The sequence below is a fragment of the Bacteroides sp. AM07-18 genome, assembly GCF_003602695.1.
GTDB classification, from domain to species: domain Bacteria; phylum Bacteroidota; class Bacteroidia; order Bacteroidales; family Bacteroidaceae; genus Bacteroides; species Bacteroides uniformis.
The window spans coordinates 539,909-559,336 of the sequence record NZ_QTLM01000001.1 but is presented as its reverse complement, the minus strand read 5'-3'; the positions used below and the strand labels follow the sequence as shown (position 1 = coordinate 559,336).

Annotated in this window: 11 protein-coding genes; 2 read left to right on the top strand and 9 right to left on the bottom strand. The window is 41.4% G+C overall.

Going from position 1 to position 19,428, the window contains the following annotated elements:
• The first annotated feature begins 50 nt into the window (after window positions 1–50).
• Window positions 51–857, top strand: coding sequence for a M48 family metallopeptidase (locus DW096_RS02580; protein WP_005827832.1), 807 nt, complete (start codon window positions 51–53; stop codon window positions 855–857).
• A gap of 343 nt (window positions 858–1,200) precedes the next feature.
• A complete protein-coding gene (locus DW096_RS02575; protein WP_120028664.1) occupies window positions 1,201–1,887 on the top strand; it encodes a hypothetical protein in 687 nt (228 codons plus the stop codon).
• Here DW096_RS02575 and DW096_RS02570 read toward each other — a convergent pair.
• The 9 genes from DW096_RS02570 to DW096_RS02530 form a co-directional block, all read right to left on the bottom strand.
• A complete protein-coding gene (locus DW096_RS02570; protein WP_057281055.1) occupies window positions 1,865–6,217 on the bottom strand; it encodes a hypothetical protein in 4,353 nt (1,450 codons plus the stop codon). The two genes, DW096_RS02575 and DW096_RS02570, sit on opposite strands and share 23 nt — an antisense overlap.
• A gap of 20 nt (window positions 6,218–6,237) precedes the next feature.
• Window positions 6,238–8,256, bottom strand: coding sequence for a hypothetical protein (locus DW096_RS02565; RefSeq protein ID WP_057281056.1), 2,019 nt, complete (start codon window positions 8,254–8,256; stop codon window positions 6,238–6,240).
• A 13-nt stretch (window positions 8,257–8,269) separates the two neighbouring features.
• Window positions 8,270–8,665 carry a hypothetical protein gene (locus tag DW096_RS02560; RefSeq protein WP_022402415.1) on the bottom strand — a complete coding sequence of 132 codons (396 nt, stop codon included), beginning with the start codon at window positions 8,663–8,665 and terminating at the stop codon, window positions 8,270–8,272.
• A gap of 24 nt (window positions 8,666–8,689) precedes the next feature.
• The gene (locus tag DW096_RS02555) at window positions 8,690–8,977 is read right to left on the bottom strand and encodes a RyR domain-containing protein (RefSeq protein ID WP_005837162.1); all 288 of its coding nucleotides are present in this window, start codon (window positions 8,975–8,977) and stop codon (window positions 8,690–8,692) included.
• Window positions 8,978–9,136: 159 nt separating this feature from the next.
• Window positions 9,137–9,811 (bottom strand): ABC transporter ATP-binding protein, encoded by a 675-nt coding sequence (locus tag DW096_RS02550; RefSeq protein ID WP_005837161.1) that lies wholly within the window; start codon window positions 9,809–9,811, stop codon window positions 9,137–9,139.
• 37 nt (window positions 9,812–9,848) lie between these two features.
• Complete coding sequence (locus DW096_RS02545; RefSeq protein WP_118930748.1) at window positions 9,849–12,206, bottom strand: ABC transporter permease; 2,358 nt, start codon at window positions 12,204–12,206, stop codon at window positions 9,849–9,851.
• 23 nt (window positions 12,207–12,229) lie between these two features.
• Window positions 12,230–14,629: an ABC transporter permease gene (locus DW096_RS02540; protein ID WP_008664546.1), complete on the bottom strand. Its 2,400-nt coding sequence runs from the start codon at window positions 14,627–14,629 to the stop codon at window positions 12,230–12,232.
• Window positions 14,630–14,647: 18 nt separating this feature from the next.
• The gene (locus DW096_RS02535; RefSeq protein WP_057281058.1) at window positions 14,648–17,023 is read right to left on the bottom strand and encodes an ABC transporter permease; all 2,376 of its coding nucleotides are present in this window, start codon (window positions 17,021–17,023) and stop codon (window positions 14,648–14,650) included.
• 11 nt (window positions 17,024–17,034) lie between these two features.
• Entirely contained in the window at window positions 17,035–19,422 is a 2,388-nt protein-coding gene (locus DW096_RS02530) for an ABC transporter permease (protein ID WP_057281059.1), read from the bottom strand.
• Window positions 19,423–19,428: the final 6 nt, after the last annotated feature.

Genomic DNA, 19,428 nt, shown 5'->3' with positions numbered 1-19,428 from the left:
TTTTTTTTATAGACAAAGCGAAGTAGGATTAAAATTAAATCGTAAAGTACATGAAAAAGAACTTCTTCATCATTACTGCTGTAGTATGTGGAATGAGTTGTACCACCACTGCCTATGCGCAGTTCAAAATCGGTGGAAAGAAAATCAATGTGAACAAAGTTGTCCAAGCCGGTACAGATGCCGTCAAGGCCATTTCATTGTCCGATGCTGACATTGCAGCGATGAGCAAGGAATATATGGAATGGATGGATACGCACAATCCGCTGACAAAGCCCGATACGGATTACGGCAAGCGTCTGGAGAAGCTGACCGGAAATATCAAGGAAGTGGACGGCTTGAAGGTGAACTTCGGTGTTTATGAAGTAATAGATGTGAATGCCTTTGCGTGCGGTGATGGTAGTGTACGCATCTGTGCCGGACTGATGGACATCATGACGGATGATGAAGTGATGGCAGTTGTCGGCCACGAGATAGGTCACGTCATCCATACGGATTCCAAAGATGCGATGAAGAATGCTTACCTTCGTTCGGCTGTGAAGAATGCTGCCGGTGCGGCAAGTTCTACGGTATCCAAATTGAGTGATTCTGAACTGGGTGCCATGGCCGAGGCATTGGCAGGTGCTCAATACTCCCAGAAGCAGGAGACGGAAGCGGATGATTACGGCTTTGAATTCTGCATCAAGAATAATCTCGATCCGTATGCCATGTACAATGCTTTGAACAAATTGCTTGAACTTTCAGCGGAAGCACCGAAGGAATCCAAGTTCCAGAAGATGTTCTCTTCTCATCCGGATACAGCCAAGCGCGTAGCACGTGCCAAGGAGAAAGCGGATGAATATATGAAGGATAAGAAATAACTATCCGTTGCTTACTATGATGAAGTGGGATTAGAGGTTTCTCTGAATCCCACTTTTTTTGTGCCGAGACTATGATATGGGCTTCTGAGGGAGCTAATGGGATAGTTCGTTAGTTCACAGTGCTGAACACTTTGTTTTAGCTATAGAAAACAAAGTGTTTTTCTATTTGAAACAAACTGTTCTTTTAAGGGAAACGAAGTGTTCTCTTTAATGAAACACACTGTTCGGTTAAGGGAAACACTTTGTTCTGTTTGGTAAAACTTCTTTTATTTACTTATTTGCTTTTAAATTAGAATAATTTTAGTATGTTTGCCACATTATTTATGAAAAACATGACTTTTGTATGAAAAAACAAGACTTCCTCTTTATTTTTGTTCTGGTGATAATATTCCTGCCATTCTTTGTGAGTGAATCCATCTACGATTGGTATAAGTCTTTCAACGCTACACATGGAATGGTAATGAGTTTCATTAAATTTGGAATTCTTGCTACACTGGGTGAGATGCTGGGACTTCGTATCAGTGCCGGAGTCTATAATCGAAAAGGATTTGGCGTACTGCCGCGTGCCGTAGTGTGGGGACTGCTGGGAATGGGTATCAATGCGGCCATGATAATCTTCTCGAAGGGTGTACCGCAATTCATGGAATATATGGGAATGGCAAATGCCGCCGCCATTATAAACGGAGAATTCTGCCTGGACAAATTATGGATAGCCCTCGCCATTTCAGTTGCTATGAATACCATTTTCGCTCCGGTATTCATGACATTCCATAAGATTACGGATACGCATATCCTGGATTGTGGCGGTTTGCCTCGCAGCCTCCTCACTCCTATCCCGATGACCCGCATCATTACGCATCTGAATTGGGATGCACAATGGAATTTTGTCTTCAAGAAAACAATTCCTTTCTTCTGGTATCCGGCACACACCATCACATTCCTCCTGCCGGGAGAAATGCGGGTGCTGTTTGCAGCGATATTGGGTGTGGTGCTCGGGGTATTGCTGGCTATTGCGGCTCGGATGAAATAATCCGGCCTATATATTCTCGAATGATTTCAAGCAAGTCTTGCGGATAAGGTATAAAGAACTTCTCTATCATTTTCGGATACTGAGGTACAAAGGGTTTGGGTATCATTGTGACAAGGGTATCCAATTCTGCCTTCCGTTGCTCTTCAGTCTCTGAGACGGCGTAGCGGATAGTCCACCAGAACAAGAAAGTCTGGTTAAGATACCCTTTGGGGGTGATGACTTGCAGTTGCTTGTAGCGCTCGGACTGTAACATGATTTTAATTCTTTTCTCCTGTTCTTTCTCACTGATGGAACATAGAATGTCATACCATTCATCAAACTCCTGACGCAAGCAGGCGACAAATGCCCATTCGGCAATTCTATATTTGGCAAATTCTGGAATCTTCTTTAGAAGTACGAAGATATGTCCTATATTCAATTCGCCTTTATATAAACCTTTGACTTTTGTATAGTCTTCAATGGAAGTGATTGTGTGTAAAAGGGAGTAATATATTTCCGGACTCATCGGCACATGGTGTTCATCGATGAATTTCAGAGTATTCTGAAGCACCAGTTTTTTGTTTGTTCTGTTGTTGGCCATGCGGCTGATGACATTGTTCCAGTAGATTTGTGTGCGTGCAATGGAAATATGTAAATCATCTTCCATCTCTTTTATACGGCTTTCGGCTTCTTCGAAGGTCATGCCGCGTTCCCGCATTTGATAGCATATGTCCTTCATAATTGGATAATGTTCGACAAATAGGTAGGGGTTGGGAATGACGGCTCCTACCTTTTTCAACATACAATATGAATCGTAATTGATAAAAACCTTTTTACTGATTGCTTGCTCTTGCAGCCGTTGGGCGTTTTCCTTATCATTCTGACGGAGCAATGCCTTCATGCAACAGAAGATAATTCCTCCATCATATACGCCCACGTCCAGCAGACAATACACATATTCCAGAATAGTGCTTTCTTTAATTTTCCACCCTTCCGATGTATAAATGGGAAAAGGCTGCGGAACGTTGTCTTGTGCTCTTCCGGCATAGTATCGCTGGATAAGCATTTGCTTCAATATATCCTTTGGCGCATCCAGGCTTTTCATTATTTCCTCATTTATAATCAGTTGTATTTCTTCCGGAGGAAGTGAACCTTGGGTGTGGTTGGTCAGGTGATAGAGTAAATGTTTATGTGTATAACTGTTCTGTTGTACGGTGTATTTTTCGGACATCCGCTTTATCATGTCCACTTTTTGTTCATAATAGGGATATATGAACCGGTTATTGATAATGATATTCAAGATATTGGCATCAGGATGATTGAGCAGTGACTTGTCCAGCCGGTTCTCGAAGAAATCCCTTGCGACTCCTCCTTCTTCCGGAGTCTTTACCTTATTGAACATTTCGGAGACAACGTAGGGCGAATGATTCAAAATCTGTTGTTCTTCCGGAGTAATACAATCGGGAGTTTCTCCGAACAGTGCCTGATACGCCTCTTCATAATTTGATATTTTCAGAATGAATTGTACGATTGTTCTTATATTTCGAGATTCATCGCCGTTTTGGGGACGATGTCTCTTCATATGTGCCTTGATTTCCTTTAGGGTCATGCGTTGGTATAGGATACCTTGTGTGTGCTGGCTCGGGTAATCCAGTAAAGACTGGTCTGCTTCCAGTAAATGGTATTTATGGAACAGTTCCTCGCATTCCTTAATCCCGCTATAAGTGGAGGTCGTATCCAATAAGTCGTTCAGGTAGATTTCACCCACTTTCAGTTTGGTCTTGTTTTCTTCTTCTTGCTGCTCCAACCTTTCCATAAAAGTGTTGAAGATTCCTTTGGCTTGCTCAAAATTTTTAGCCTTTTGGAGCATAAAGTTCAATGAGTAGCCATCACAGTTATTCCCCATACGGTTCCATAAATCATAGGCATAAGAGGACGGTATGTTTTCGAGTGCTCCATTCAACACTTCGGTCTTGTTCAGGAACATACTGGTATCCTCTTTTTTGTCGACAGACAGTTCTGTCAGTTCGTTGAAGAATGCAACCAGCTTTTCCGGCTGGCTGAATCTTTTGAAAACTTCCAGCCAGGTGTAGGGAGCAATAAAGTTGAAGAAAAAGACTGCATCGTCGTGGGGAACTACCCCTTTATCATTCTTCTGCAAGAAGTTCTTGATGTCGTGTATGTCAGCCAGAGTCTGTGCTTTATGCATAAGCTGCCTGGCGAAATTACGTATTCTTTTCTCTTTCAGTTCTGTCAGATAAGTCTCATTGTTGCTTTCCTGCCCATGGGCGCTCTCTGCAGAATCGGAGAAGAAATCATCTATGTCGCCATCATCGGCACTTGGGGAAGCTTCGTATATAAAGGAAGCGTTGAGGTATATTTCTTTGGCTTCGTCCATGTCGAGGAACCGTACCAATTCTGTCTGAAATTCAATATACGAGTTTTCTATATACTTGTCTTGCATTTGCCCTTGTTCATTGAGCAAATCCTTGTGTACAATGTCCTTATCTTGTTGTGTCTGCAGTCTGGGCAAAAGCCACCGCAGCACATTCAGCTCTCTCCTATTATATTTTTTTGTTAATTTCCAAATATGGATGGCCTCTGCATTGGTAGGAGCAAAATTGGCTATATTGCCAATATAGGCGTCCACCCAATCAATGGAAACGCCTTCCGGGTTTGTTCCCAGTTCCTTACTTGTATATAGCGTTTGTTCGTTTTTATAAATGCGGCTTACAACATCATTGATGATATACTGTTGGAGTTCGGGGGCATTTACCGAACAGTTTTTCACCCGATGCAGGATCTTGGTTGTATTTTTGAAAAAGTTCGGTCTGTCTTTGTAGTAGATATAGCGGAATATGCCCTTTATGGCTTTCTTTTCAGTTGCCAGTAGGTCATCGGACGGTTCACTGCTATAGTACTGGAAAACCTGGGTTACTATGATGTCTTCAACTTCAAATGTGTCCTTTTCAATGTCCTGATAATAAATCAAATCATCTACTTTGCCTGCCAATTCACAGATGGTGCTTCTGTCGGCCTTTTCGTAACTGTTCTCATAGGTGAATTTGAGGAAATCGAGCAATAGGTCTATTTTATTGCGGCTTCTCTTTTTCCACATCCACAAACATTTTATGGCGTGGCAGAGTTGTCGAAGCATGGATTTCTGCAGGTTGCTTAAATTGCTGTTCTGGAACTGGTTGTTATATCTGGTCTTGATTCTGTCTATGTCGAAAAACAAGGAACCGATAGTCATGCCGGCTTCGGGTCGGAGTTTAAGATAGCCGTATGTCCTGAGCTCGCGGGCATATTCATTTATTTTTTTGAAGGATAAAGGTTTGATGCCCACTTCGACTATGGCCGGAGGAACCATTTCATTGAAAGTAAGCATGGATTTCACTTCCTTGAAGCTATAGCTTGTAGTGGCAATAACCTTGAAGTCCGGATTGCCGATGTGAAGGATTTCCGATAACTTGCGAAGTAATTCTCTGTCAATGGGTATCGGCTTTTCATTCTCTTCTTTCCAAAACAACAGCTGCAAATCGTCCAGTAGAAGAATCTTTTTGCCATGCTGGAATTGGGATACAGAAAGCCGTTCTAACTGTTCTTTGGTCGTATCGGCATTCAAAATGACCACATAATATTCCTGAGGGAGCTTTTTCAGCATTCGGCAAACGGCAATAGTCTTTCCCGAAGTGGATTGACCGGTGACGATGATTGTCTTGTTTGTGCTGTCAAACTCCTCTTTAAGTTTGTTGTCTACTTCCGGACGGATAAAATAGTAGTCCAGGTTGCCTCTGCGACGGTTGGCTTGGCTGTTGGGAATAATTTTATCATACTCCATCTTATGGCAAGAGATTGCGCAAAAGGGATTATTGAGAAAACTTTCACGATCCTTGACCAACGCGTCCCTTAGCTGCTCCAGCGTATTGCACTGCTTCTCATACCGCTCGATAACGGTATCGTCGTCCAGGTGCTTTTGCATGTATTCCGCATAGAAGTCTTTCCATAAAGTAGTGTTTGTCCAGTCTTCCTGGGTGTATTCCAATGTCGGATTCTGATAGAAATAGATATGTTTGTTGGATGCATTTTCGATGGCAACATTAAACTCTCCGATGGTCTTGGAGCGTATCCAGTTTCCGGCGAAGAAGATGATGACGTCACATTGCCTTATCTCTGAATTTATGATTTCCTGCGTATCGCCTTTAGCTAAATCGTTGTCTCCATTTTTTTCGTGCCGGTGCACTACAATATTGAGTTCGCTGTTGTTTCTTTCCGTCAGGACTTTTTCCATTAAATCCCTTTCTTTCTGAAAACTCAGCGAAGAGGCTATAAATACATGGTATGTTTTCATAATATAGTGTTGGTTACTTTCTATGTGTTGTTGTTTACGACTAGCGGAATGCCGGCTGTGATACATCTGTCATACGCTTTTGAGCTTTCCTTCAATTCATCATACGGACGTATATCGGGATGCACAAAGCGTTTCTTTTTGAAGATGTCTCCCATTTCCTTGCTGCCATAGATTAACTCTTCTTCTTCGGCGGTGGGTTTACGGAAGCCAAGCAGCAGCTTCTCCATGTTCCAACGGTTATGTTCGACTTCGGCAAGCAATGTTATCTGGTCGTTGTCCAGTTTCACGTAACCATCCGTAATGCCTATGGAGCGTAGCTTGGGACCAATGGAATATGCACTGTACAAGTTGGACCACTGAAGGGATACGGACAGTTTGTTCCATGAGTCTTTCAGCTCATTGTCAGGTGGGCATGATTGAGGCACATTTCCATATTTATTCTTGAAATCGTATATATAATTGATGATTTGTCCCTCCCTCCGGCTTTTTTTGTCCAGGTCGTAACAGTTGTCCAGCATTCCAAAAGGAAAAACATGGGAATATTTATGAATCGCTTCATCTTTCTTTCTACTGTTAAGCATATTGAGCAGTGCACTGGAGGTTTCCTGACGGACAAAAACTGGGATATTTTCATCATATACATCGTCCGGCAGATATAATCCCATTGCCATGCTTTGAGGAGGATAATTGAGGCAGACGGCAATCGTCAATACCTGGCCTGAGTCATGTACCCATTCTTTAATCAGATTCTGGATGGCAGGAGTTTCCGCACGGCCTTTGATAAATTCGAATTCCACATCCAGAAAGTCTGCATCTTTTCCTTTAAAACGGGTGGGAAGGACAAATCTCTCGTGCCTTTCGTCCTTGCTCATGTCGTAATAATGGGTAGACGATATCTCGAAATAATGGCGGTATCGTCCACAAAAGAAATTCATTTCCCGGTCGGCATTTTCATCAATGAAGGTAATGACACTTTTTATGTTCTTGTCCCGGCAGAAGTTTGGAAAATGCAACAGATGGGCAGCTTCCACTCCTATTGCCACTCCCATACGGCTCATACCGATGATAACAAGATGAACATGTTTTTCGCTTTCGTAGGTTATTGCCTCACGGTCGAGAGGAGGATATTCAATACAGTTCTCCCCTTTTCCATATCGCCGGCTTACCAATATCTTTTGGGCCCAGCCCTCGTAGAAGTTAAAGGGATGGAATTCTATATATTTTCTCCATTCGGCAGACAAATCGGTCAGTTGGAAAGCGGCAAAAGTAGTCTGATATTCGAAAAGGACGGTGAATGGTATGAGGGAACATTTATTGCATCGTTTATGAATGTCAACTATCTTTTTCAGGCAGTCTATGTTCAGTGAGTCATGGTCATGTTCGTCTCTCTCTCCGATAAGGAATACTTCGCGCGCTTTGGTAGTATAGAGTTTTTCCAACTCCTCGATAGAGTCGCGCCGGGCACGCAGCACCACAATTCTTTTTTCGTTTTTGGCATCCAGTTCCGTATGGATTTTGCTACGGATTTCTTGTGCCGGTTGGGTACTCTGAATCAGAATATGGCAATTCCCATAATGTGTGTCATCGCAAATTTGCTGGATAAGAGTGGGGACCATGTTGTCAAAACCGATAATGACGATGTGGTTTTGCAAAGGGTAAACGATATCGCCTTCACGATATCGCTCAACTCTGCGTTCCAGCATATTGGAGATTACGGATATCAATAATCCGCAGAACAAAATTAATCCCAGCACTACGACCAATAGAGAGAACCAACGCAGATAAGGTGGTACTTCCACAATATTCCCCGGATCGATGAACAGACAAATCAACTGAAGCAAACGCCCCATAGGTACGTCTTTATCAATACCGGTCCATTCTTCAAGAGACGGCTCAGGAAAGATAAATGCAAAACTTACCAGATATATCAATAAGAAAACAGTTACTATGACTCCGAAAAGCCAAGCAAGCTGCCTCCATCCTTTTCCGGAAAAAGAGCGGTCAAAATGAAGGGCAAAAAGTCTTGTTAGCAGATTCATATTTGTTTTGTCATTAGGCAGTTTCCTTTTTTTCAGTTTCTTGTTTCAATTCTTTTCTGATATTCTCTTTCAGTTTATTGATTTCTTTCTCATCGTTATTGATAATCTCCCGTTTTTCTTTTTCCTGATACAAGGATGCAAGAATGTTTCTTTCTTGTTCCAGATTCAATGAGAATACATCTATTAATCTCTTGATACATAGAAAAAAACAGATGCATACGCTAAGGGAAATGATGGCATGGAGTGTCATCAGGTAGGTCATTCCACGCGATGGAAAGAATTGAATAAGGTTTTGGAATGTAGTGCATGTCACAATCAATGCTGCAACCAGAAAGAGAATGATAAAGGCAGGAATCACGAATTTCCACCAGTGCCGGATAGGATAATACTTGTTCTCACTCGTCCTCATAGTACTATAATAGATATTGGATTATTATTTCTTCTGTATGTCGAATCCCAGTTTCATAATCAGTTTCAGTGTCTGTATGGCTGTTTGCCGGTCGTATTCTCGTTCTGAGTCCGGTAACTCTTCGTATGGTACAAGTCCGGGATGTGTCTTTAATTCATCATTGCGTGTCTCTCCGTATTTCCATCCTTCTTTCACTCTTCCCAAAGCCCATACTTCATGCACATTGCGTGCCATGGCTTCTGTGAGTTCCGTCAAATTATCCGGTAAAGTGATATTTTCTGCGTTCAAAGGGGACGGTGTGTATGTTTTCATTTTCTGTTATTTAAAATGTGGAAGTAAAAAGTTTATTGGTAGCAATATTAGGCATTTCGGACGACAGAAACAAAAAAAAGGAAAGCTATTTCCAAAAAAACATGCAGATTACAATGGAAAAAACATTGCAACCTGCATATAAATCGGGAGAAGCGTGAATTATAAGTTAGCTTCCGTCACTACCTGCCCGTCAAACAGATTGATGATACGTCCGGCAAATCCGGCATCATGTTGTGAGTGTGTCACCATGACAATCGTAGTGCCTTCCTTATTCAGTTCATTCAGTAGTTCCATTACCTCTTTTCCGTTCTTTGAATCGAGGTTACCGGTAGGCTCATCGGCAAGTATCAGTTTAGGGTTTGATACGACTGCACGGGCGATTGCCACGCGTTGCTGTTGTCCGCCGGACAATTGTTGCGGGAAGTGCTTGCTGCGGTGCATGATTGCCATACGCTCCATAGCGGTTTCCACCCGGCGCTTGCGTTCGGTGGCAGGAATGCCCATGTAGAGTAGCGGCAGTTCGATGTTCTCGTATACATTCAGCTCATCAATCAGGTTGAAACTTTGGAATACAAAGCCGATGACTCCTTTACGCAAGTTGGTACGTTGGGCTTCTGTATATTTGGATACTTCCGTCCCATTCAAGTAATATTCTCCGGATGTAGGATTGTCCAACAGACCGAGGATATTCAGTAAAGTGGATTTTCCGCAGCCTGAAGGTCCCATGATAGCAACAAACTCCCCTTCTTTCACTTCAATGTTTACGTCGTTCAAAGCCAGAGTCTGTACTTCCTCGGTCTTGAAAATCTTCTGTAAGTTTACTGTCTTAATCATAATGCTTTGTTTTTATGGGTTATAAATATATCATTTCTTACTCGGATTTGATGCAGTTAATCGGATTTGTTTTGTTCAGCAAATAACTTTGCAGACACACTGTGACGGCAGATATTATCCAGACAATACATAGTGGCAATAGAAAGTCCATAACGGTGAAGGGGGCTTTATAGGCAAACTGTTCATGCCAATGGTGCATGAGCCAATAGACAATGGGGACAGCTAGAATATATGCAAGCAGAATTTGCAGGCAGAATGGTTTATTCAGCAACAGCACGATTTGTCGGGATGTTGCTCCATGAATCTTGCGAATGCTGATTTCGCGGATACGCTGGCGAGTGGCATACCATGAAATGCCGAATAAGCCGAAGCAGGTCAATATCAAGCCAATCAGAGAATAGGCGATAAGGAGTTTGGAGAGAGACAAGACTTTACCATTGCGTTTCATAAAGTCTTGGTGCATGTCTGTGTATTGAAATATCTCCCCTTCATTCATCTTTTCCCATATTTGGGCTATTTGATGTAGTGTTTCTTGTTTATTGCTTTCAATCAGCTTAATCTGCAGATAGTTGGCACCCGACATTCTCTCTGTAGGTGGAAGGTAAAGTATGACCGGGGTAATTTCATTTTCCAATGAACTGAACGGGAAGTCCTCTAATACACCGCCGATGATGTATAAAGAATCGGCAGACTGGTCAAATTCTTTCAAAGGTTTTCCAATGGCATTTATTCCTGCTGGAATCAGCATTCTGACATAGCTTTCGTTGACCAGTGCAGGATAGGCATATTGTTTTTGCAGTTGTTCGGGAGCGTTGCCGGACAAGAGCTTGAACCCCATCGTTTTTACCAGATTGGCATCACTATACAGCATTAATAGGTAGGAACTTTTTTCCGTACCGTCGGCTTGTTTGATGGATAGCTCACGTATCCATGAATTCAATATGGAGCCTTGTGACAGGGCGATGGACTCTATTCCTTGTACATGTTTCTCCAGCTCTTCTTTAAGTATTGTAGCCGGTGCGGCATTGAAATCTCCTATTTCAATCCGATTTTCGTAACAGTAGGCCCGTTCCTTGATGAGATTGATTTGTTCATTGGCAACGAGAGTAGCGAATATCAGCCCTATAGAAATGGAAAACTGAAAAATGACCAGCAAAGCTATGAAACGTTGTTTCTTTTTACCTCCGTAAAGTGTCTTGTATTCGCTGAATGAGAGTTGTGAAAGTCTATGGCTGATATACCAGGCAGGGACAATGGACATAACTAGTACAAAGAGCACTAACAAGGGTAGCATCTGTAGGCTGAAAAAGAAATGTACGTTTAAATGGGATGCAAATAATCCATTGAAAAAAGACAGACAGTCGTTGATGATGAGTAAAGATAATCCGAATGCCAGCAGCACAGTGAGGAATGCATCACCAAACAGTTGGATGCGGATATCCTTCAAGCTGCTTCCCATCAGTTTCTCCACATGTATCATTTTGAGCTGTTGCAATACACGGCTCAGGCTCATGTTGGTATAGTTGCAGCAGGCTATGATAAGTACCAACAAGGCGGCAGCAAGGCTGATATACAATAATTGCACATTACTTTGATTGATATACGGCAGAGGTTGTTGTGTATCGTAGTCCGGTGTAGTAAAGTAGATGTCGGACAGAGGGTCGACGTAATATTGTGTCTTTTCCGGAATCAAAGTGGGAATTTTGTCGTGGTTGATTTTTTCGGTAAACTGTTGGGCATCGGTATTTGGAATTAGTTTCAGAAACGTCATTCCACCCCAAAAGTCTTTGTTATTCCCGGTAATCATGTCGAATTGGAGCAATGATTGTGACCGTGACTTTAATATGGCTGCCACTTCATAACTTTGGGTATCAGTCATGGTTTTTATTTCCAGCAATTCTCCTAATGGATTTTTATCTCCAAACAGTTTATGTGCAAAAGCTTCACTGAGTGCTACTTTGCCCGGTTGTTCCAATACTTGCTTTAAACTACCGGCAATGGGATGATAGTGGAAGAAATGTTGCAAAGTAGTATCGGCAGATATAAAGGTTATATCGTGGTAAATCTCCCCTCCATATTTACAATATTGTGGAACCAGAGAATTGATACGCAGGTAGTCTTCCACTTCTGCATATTTTTCTTTCAGCATAGGGGGAATATTGGCATCAGCATAGGCCACCTTGCTTCCGTCCTGCATCGGATTATCCTGACGCAGACAGAAAATACGGTTCTTGTCCCGATTGCCACTCTCTATATTGTAATCATGTACATAATAGGTGAACAGCAAGTTTGTACATGCTAGCCCTATAGCCAGACTGACTATAGAAATGAAGAAGAAAACTTTGTTTCTCCACCAACTGCGGGTAATTATTTTTAGGATTGTAAGTATGGTCATAATCTTTAGGTAAATATATTTTCTTATTCGTTTTTAATGACTTCTGCCGGATTTGTCCTTGCTATTTTCAGAATACGGAAAATAATAGTCAGAGTAGTAATGACAGCTACGATTATGAAGATTGAAATCCAAAATAGCGGGCCGTCATTAAAGAATACGATATACATGTTTTTCCATAACTGCAGTATGGCATAACATAAAGGAAATGCCATTGTTGCCGAGAGTACAAGCTGATAAATATACGTACGGGCAAACAATATGATAATCTGTTTCAATCCTGCACCATTTACTTTACGGATTGCCACTTCCTTTTGTCTGCGTTCCGTATCCAGTGTGATTGCCGAATAGACGCCTAATAAAGTGATTATAAGGCTGACAAATGAGAAGAATAAGATTATCCCTTTCATGTTGTTCTCGATGGCTTGCGCTTGGTGAATGTCTTCCTGCAAGGTCGAAATGTGTAATTGTATACTCGGTGGAAGATTCTCTTCCAGCATTTTCTTAACGAAAGCCTCTACTTCTTCTGCTTTTCCGGGTACACACTTCAAATAGCAATGACCTACATAATATTTGAAATCACAAGGCAGAAAGACGAAGCCCTGGCTCTGATTGTAAGTGTCGGCTACAAAATCGGAACAAATGCCGCATACCGTGTAGCTATCTTGATAATTGTACAAGGTGGTTCCCAGTAAATCCTTCTTTATACGTTCTACCAATTTACGGTCTGCTACCATGTCACTATTTGTCTTCAGGACATGCCCGGAGAGAATGGGGATATTCATAAACTCGAAAAAGTTATTAGGAACATTCATTATATTGACTTCAAGGCTACTTTCCCGGTTATCTTTTTCTGTCTGCATGCTTGTTCCCGAAATACCTTTCAGATAATTAATATCTGTCAGCATTTTATCTTTTATATCCGGATGTTGACTGATGCGCTCTATGAGAGCAAGCTTTTCGTCATTTTTCATAAAACGGTAATCCATAGGAATACTGATGATTTCGGACTTTTCTTTTTCTGTCAGTGTGTTGAACAGTGTGGAACCGGTCTTGTTAGCCTGCAAATATAAAGCGACTGTAAAGACTATGAATAACCAACAGATGAAAAATTGGATACCCAAAAGACAATTTCGTATCTTCTGTTTGTGGCGTTTGGATTTGTTCTTGTAAATACTTGACTGGATGGAGGCATGCTTCATCCTCCATACGGTAAACAAGCAGAGTAATAAGCATAGTAAAATAACGCCTGCCATATATTCTATTGTCTGTATCAATAATAGGTCCCGTTCAATGACTAATGTGAAATCAAATAAAGAGAATGAAAGGTAAGGGGTAAATATTTCTATCAGACAGAAAGTCAATAAGAAGGCTATGAACGAAATGATAATGGCTTGGGTAAAAAGTAACCAAAATAGTTTGTTGCCATTACTTCCATTCACTTTACGAATGCCGAACTCGTGCGAACGGTTCAGATAACTCCCCGTCAAAAAATGAAAAAAGTTGAGTAGACCAGTCAGTAGAATCAAAAGGCCGACAATGAATGTGATTCCGGCAAAGTAAGGGGCAACGGATTTCTCCCGAAAAAGTTTTCCGAAATTCGAGGCTGATACGGTATTTTTCTCATTGAATATTGTGTGCTTCAAGTCCATTGCACGGAAACTGGCTTCAAGTTGCGCAGATGTTTTGCCCGGACGAAGAAGAGCAAAAGTAAGTCCACCGGTCATACTGTCTCGTCCATCGAATTGTATAAGTCCTTCGCTGTCGTTCAAGATTAACATATCAATCTTTTGGAGAAAGCTAAGGCTGGTATTCAATGGAATATCTTCTATTATCGCTTGTATGGTATAGATGGTACCTCCTGTTCGTGGTGTGGTATCAGGTGAAGAGAAAAGCCGTTGTGCTAAGGTCATTCGCTTTCCTATCGGATTCTCTCCGAGACCAAATATTTTGTGTGCCAGAGAGCGTGTCAGTATCACGGCATTGGGAGTTTGCGATGCTACAGCCCATGAACCTTGTAATACTTCCGGGGTGAACACGCTATGGTAGGCTGTATCTACTTCCATAGCATATAAATCTTCGTAAGGCAGTTCTTCCTTGTCGATAGTTTCCACATTGTAGCTACGTGGGCGGGGATAGGCAACAAAAGTAAATGCTTCTACTTCTTGGAATTGCAATTGGCGCAGACTCTCAAACAACGTAGCGGGAGTTCCGGAATAAGGTTCTTCTGCTGGAGTGTATAGGTTTATGTCTGCAATGCGTTCCCAGTGGGTAAAGCACTTGTCGGTAGAATTTATATAGCGGCTGCAATATAGGCAGATACTAAAACAAAGTATACCTACCGACAGTCCGATGATAGAGATGATATTCTGTGCCTTGTACTTTAATAGGTTTCTGAATGCTGTTTTAATATAATGTCTTATCATAATAGTATCATTATTGTATTATTCGCTTTTGATTACTTCCGCCGGATTCTGTCGTGCAGCCTTTTTTACTTGATAAACCAATGTTAATATGGAAATTAATGATATGATGATTGCTGCAATAATGAACAACCAACTGCTGATGTTGGCTTTGTAGGCAAAATCTTTCAGATAAATGGTTATTCCCCAATAAGATATAGAAATGGCAATCAAAAATGACATTGCTAATATGATAATGTATTTTTTGAGTAATAACAATAAAATTTCCTTATGTGTAGCGCCATGTACTTTTCGTATAGCTATTTCCCGGTATCTTTGTTGTATGTCAAATAAGGACAATCCAAACAAAGCTATTGAGGATATTAGAATGGCCATAAAGGCGAAAAAGGAATAGGTAATAGTTATTTGCTTGTCTGACTTATAGAGATTCTCAACTTCCTGTTTTGCAAAAGTATAATTGAAGGCTCCATCAGCATTGTCGTTGTGTAGGTTTTCCAGGAAGGCAACGGCATCTTTTTGATGTCCTGGAGCAATTTTAGCTTGCAAAGGAATTTGTGAAAGATATGTTTCACCGTATATAAAAGCTATAGGAAGAACCGGTTGGGATAAATGTCCGCAATAAAAATCTTCGACGATACCTATAATCTGATAAGGGCTCAAATCCCTACGCGGCCATAAAGGTTGTTGGGGTTCCAGCCGGGCATTGATTGCGCTTTCGAGTCCGAAGAGTTGCATGGCTTTTTGATTGAGAATCAGTTTTGCTTCACCTTCATGGTCGATGTCGGCATCCCATAAACGTCCCTGGGATAAACGGAAGCCATGAAATCTTATTTCTTCTTCTGTTATGGGAATGCAATACAATTGTTTGAAATTGGCTTCTCCGAGCTTACGGAAAAGTACCGGAGATTCTGTGAAATATTCATAAGGGGATAAAGAGTAATTCCATGCCGTGAATAAAGGAGAGGCATTCATTGCAGTGGATATATTTTCTTTGGAGGCTTTGCGCAAGGAGGTCTGTTTCAGATATTCTGCTTCAGTGGTAGGCTGTTTGCGTTCATAGCGTTCAAAATGGACTTTAACGATAGAGTCTGTGTCATAGCCTAAATCTATATGAGTCATTTCATACAGTTGTTTGGCGAAGAACATGGAAACAACTATTAGAATGAATGCCACGATATACTGAATACTCAGATAGAGGTTTCTTACAACAGACGATTTTTCACCACTGCCTATTTTCCGTAATGAATGGATAGGCGTGTTGTATTTGAATTTAAAAAACGGATAGATTGAAGCTGTCAATGGCTGTAAAATCAGGATAGCTATGGTTATTCCTATGTCAAATATACCATTAGGTTGTTGAATGACATCAAAATATTTATTTAAGGGAAAGACGGAAATCTCGACAAGGAACCAGGCTATAAATAATGATACAAGTGTCAGACATAAATTCTCGATATATAGTTGGGAGAATAGCTGTGCTGAATTGTTTCCAAAAACCTTCTTTAGTCCGAATTCTTTGCTTCGTTTCAATAATACAACCGTATAAAGACTCATAAAATTGAAGATGCCTACAATTAAAATTAGTACAGCAACAAGTGCCAATAGATGTAGCTGTGGTAAATTCCCCCTTTGCAGCATGTCCTGCCAAACATCAATGGCTGGATGAAAATACACTTCACGCATGGGAAGCAGTTGATACCTGAATTCAACATCCGCAGCACGTGGAGATTGCCGGAACGCTGCATGCCGTGCATTTATCTTCGTAAAGGAAGCCCCTTTATGAATTAATGCCATTTTCATCGGGAAACGGAACTCCCAATCCTTCTGCAATGTTTCAGGAACAAGCAAGTCGAAATGAAGCGAGCGTTTCCCTCTGTCTTTGCCGATAACTCCGGTCACCGTAAGAGGGTCACCGGTAGAGTATTCAATGGTTTTGCCGATAGGATTTATGTTCCCGAATAGTTTCTCACTCAGCTCTTCTGTGATAAAGGCGGTTTGTGGAGACGCCGCCCATGATTCGGCTTTTCCATATTTCATGGGAAAATCAGTCACTATTAGAAACAAGCTGTCTGCTACAATCGTTTCTACATCAATATGTTTTTCTTCCTTTATGATATAGTCTTTATTGAACCATACGAAAGTGGACATCGCTTCTATGTCTGCATCTTCGAGGGGACCTCCGATAACTGCCGTTTTATTGTTGTCATCTTTGTATTCCTGCACCATGATGCCTATCCGGTCTTTGTTGGGACTATAACAATCTACATCATTTTCCTGCTTCACGTAGCGGAATATAATAATGACACAAGCCAAGCTCAGTGCCAGTCCGATAATATTGATTACCGTATATACTTTAAACCTACTTAATGTTCGGATATATAATAGTATGAGTTTCATATTCGTGTCTTTTATTCGTTTTTCATAATGCTTGCCGGATTGATGTTGGCAGCCTTGCGGATTTGCCAGAACAATGTACTCATCGAAATGAATGTAACGACAGTCAGTCCGATAGCAAATATTCCAATTGAAAGAGGGGCCTTTACTGCAAAGTCTCTTGTGTATTCATTGATGGTATAATAAGCAAGAGGAGTTGCTAAAAGGAAAGCGATACCCAACACTACCATATATTTCCGAAAAAGTAAAGAATAAAGGTTATTTAGTTGTGCACCATTAATCTTACGGATGCCGATTTCCCGATAGCGCTGTCTGATGTCAAACAATGAAATGCCAAACAGCCCGAGGCAAGAGATGGCAATGGCTGTACCGGAAAATATGATATAGATAGTAGCGACTTGTTTGTCTTTCTGGTAAATCGCTTTCACGTCGTTTTCCAGCAATGAATATTCGAATGTTTCACTGCCATAAATCCTGTATTCCAAATCACGGAGAAACTTCAGTAAATCGCTTAACCGTCCCGGAGTGTAACTTATCTGAAAAAGATCGCCGCTTTGAATCGGATAGATTTCAAAGATGGTGGGCTGTATGCCGGAACAGAGATGTCCGTTGTAATAATCTTCCACTATGGTTGAGATAGGAATCATAGTCGCGTCCGTGCTATTCCTTTCCTTGTAGTCCTCTATAATCATGGCACCATCTAAATTGTCATAATGCAAAGCCTTTAGTGCCGAACGATTGACGGCAATTGTTTTTCTTCTATCATCTTCATTATCTTTATATTCCGGCATTTCTCCTTCTACGACCTTGATTCCGTATAGTTTAAAGAAATCGGGCGAAACATATTCATGTTTCAATGTCGCCTTTTCTCCTTTGCTATTTTGGTAGGTGACATTGAAGGTAGGCGAAAGTATATTCTCGTAATTGGAGTACCAGCATTCTATGAAAGGGCATTGGGACAAGGCGTTTCCGATTTCTTGTTTACGTTTGCGCTGTGCTTCGCGGGCATCCGGACTTCTGTAAGTATTCATATCGCTGGATTCATATATTAATTTGGCTATCAATATGTTTTCCGTACGGAATCCCGGATTGGTATGGAGTAATACGGACAGTTGCTTGTTGAAGTATAACGAAAGTGTTATCAATAAAAAAGTAAGTATATACTGTACAGATAAGAATATCATGCGAATTCGTACAGAACGAAAGCTTGTACTGATATTGCGGATAGAAACCGTAGGCGGTGTGCAACTGTATTTTATAAAAGGATAGAGTGAGGTCAACAGCGGCAATGCCATTATTATTGTCAACGACAGCCATACATCGAAAGACGTGTATGGGAAAGGAGCGTTGAGCAACCTTGCAATAGGCATGGATATGATTTCTATGATAAACCAGGCTATCAATAGTGCAAGGCAGGCTATCAGAAAATTCTCTGTCCATATCTGGAGAAACAGTGTGCCTCTGCTCAAGCCAAATACTTTCTTAATGCCATACTCTTTGCTGCGCATCATCATGAATATCAGGTAGATGTTTACAAAATTGATGATTCCTACCAATAGCAACAGCGCGCATACGCCCGAAAGGATATAAATATGGGAAGAGTTGCCGGAAGATAACATCGTAGGGCATTCTGCCGATTCTACGATTACATTGTTCCAATAGATGCCGCCCACGGGGATAAAAGAAAATGTATATTGCCTGTTGTCGTACTCCTTGTAATGGGGATTTACCCACCGGGGATGGCTGCCTATTTTATTCATTAGGTCGATGTTGACTCCCGGCATGAATTTGACGAACTCTATGGGGAGGCGTTCCCAACGCTGGGTCAAGAAAGAGGAAAGGACCACGTCAAACTGCAAGGATGTCTTGTTGTGTGGAGCTGCCAGTACGCCCGATATTGTGACATCCTTTCCATTTGTATAGCGCAGTACCTTCCCTATCGGATTTTCTTTTCCGAAGAGCTTTTGGGCATAAGACTCTGTCAACAAAGCCGACTCGGGAGCATTGAGCGAAGAACTTCCTTGAACTACCTGATAAGGAAATAATTGGAAAAAACAACTGTCCGCCACCAATACCCGGGCAGAATAGCGGTTGTGGTCATAAACTACATAGTCTTTTTCCAACAGGATGATTGAAGTCTGCTTGTCAATGTAGCGTTTGTCTATATAGATGCTGTCTTTTGCATGCGAAATATATCCCAAATGTCGATCTCCTTCCATCTCTCTCGCCACTCCATAGACATGTTCCCGGTCTATGCAATGTGTATCTACCGTCAGTTCTCTATGTATATATCGCATCAGCATGATGCAGCAGGCAAGGCTGAAGGCGAGCCCCAGCAAGTTTATAACCGTGTATGATTTTGAGCGTATCAGGAAACGCCAAGCGTATTTCGGTGTTTTCATTATATG

Coding starts and splice junctions, on each gene's coding strand:
- DW096_RS02580 (WP_005827832.1), top strand. CDS start 51: ATGAAAAAGAACTTCTTCATCATTACTGCTGTAGTATGTGGAATGAGT.
- DW096_RS02575 (WP_120028664.1), top strand. CDS start 1,201: ATGAAAAAACAAGACTTCCTCTTTATTTTTGTTCTGGTGATAATATTC.
- DW096_RS02570 (WP_057281055.1), bottom strand. CDS start 6,217: ATGAAAACATACCATGTATTTATAGCCTCTTCGCTGAGTTTTCAGAAA.
- DW096_RS02565 (WP_057281056.1), bottom strand. CDS start 8,256: ATGAATCTGCTAACAAGACTTTTTGCCCTTCATTTTGACCGCTCTTTT.
- DW096_RS02560 (WP_022402415.1), bottom strand. CDS start 8,665: ATGAGGACGAGTGAGAACAAGTATTATCCTATCCGGCACTGGTGGAAA.
- DW096_RS02555 (WP_005837162.1), bottom strand. CDS start 8,977: ATGAAAACATACACACCGTCCCCTTTGAACGCAGAAAATATCACTTTA.
- DW096_RS02550 (WP_005837161.1), bottom strand. CDS start 9,811: ATGATTAAGACAGTAAACTTACAGAAGATTTTCAAGACCGAGGAAGTA.
- DW096_RS02545 (WP_118930748.1), bottom strand. CDS start 12,206: ATGACCATACTTACAATCCTAAAAATAATTACCCGCAGTTGGTGGAGA.
- DW096_RS02540 (WP_008664546.1), bottom strand. CDS start 14,629: ATGATAAGACATTATATTAAAACAGCATTCAGAAACCTATTAAAGTAC.
- DW096_RS02535 (WP_057281058.1), bottom strand. CDS start 17,023: ATGAAACTCATACTATTATATATCCGAACATTAAGTAGGTTTAAAGTA.
- DW096_RS02530 (WP_057281059.1), bottom strand. CDS start 19,422: ATGAAAACACCGAAATACGCTTGGCGTTTCCTGATACGCTCAAAATCA.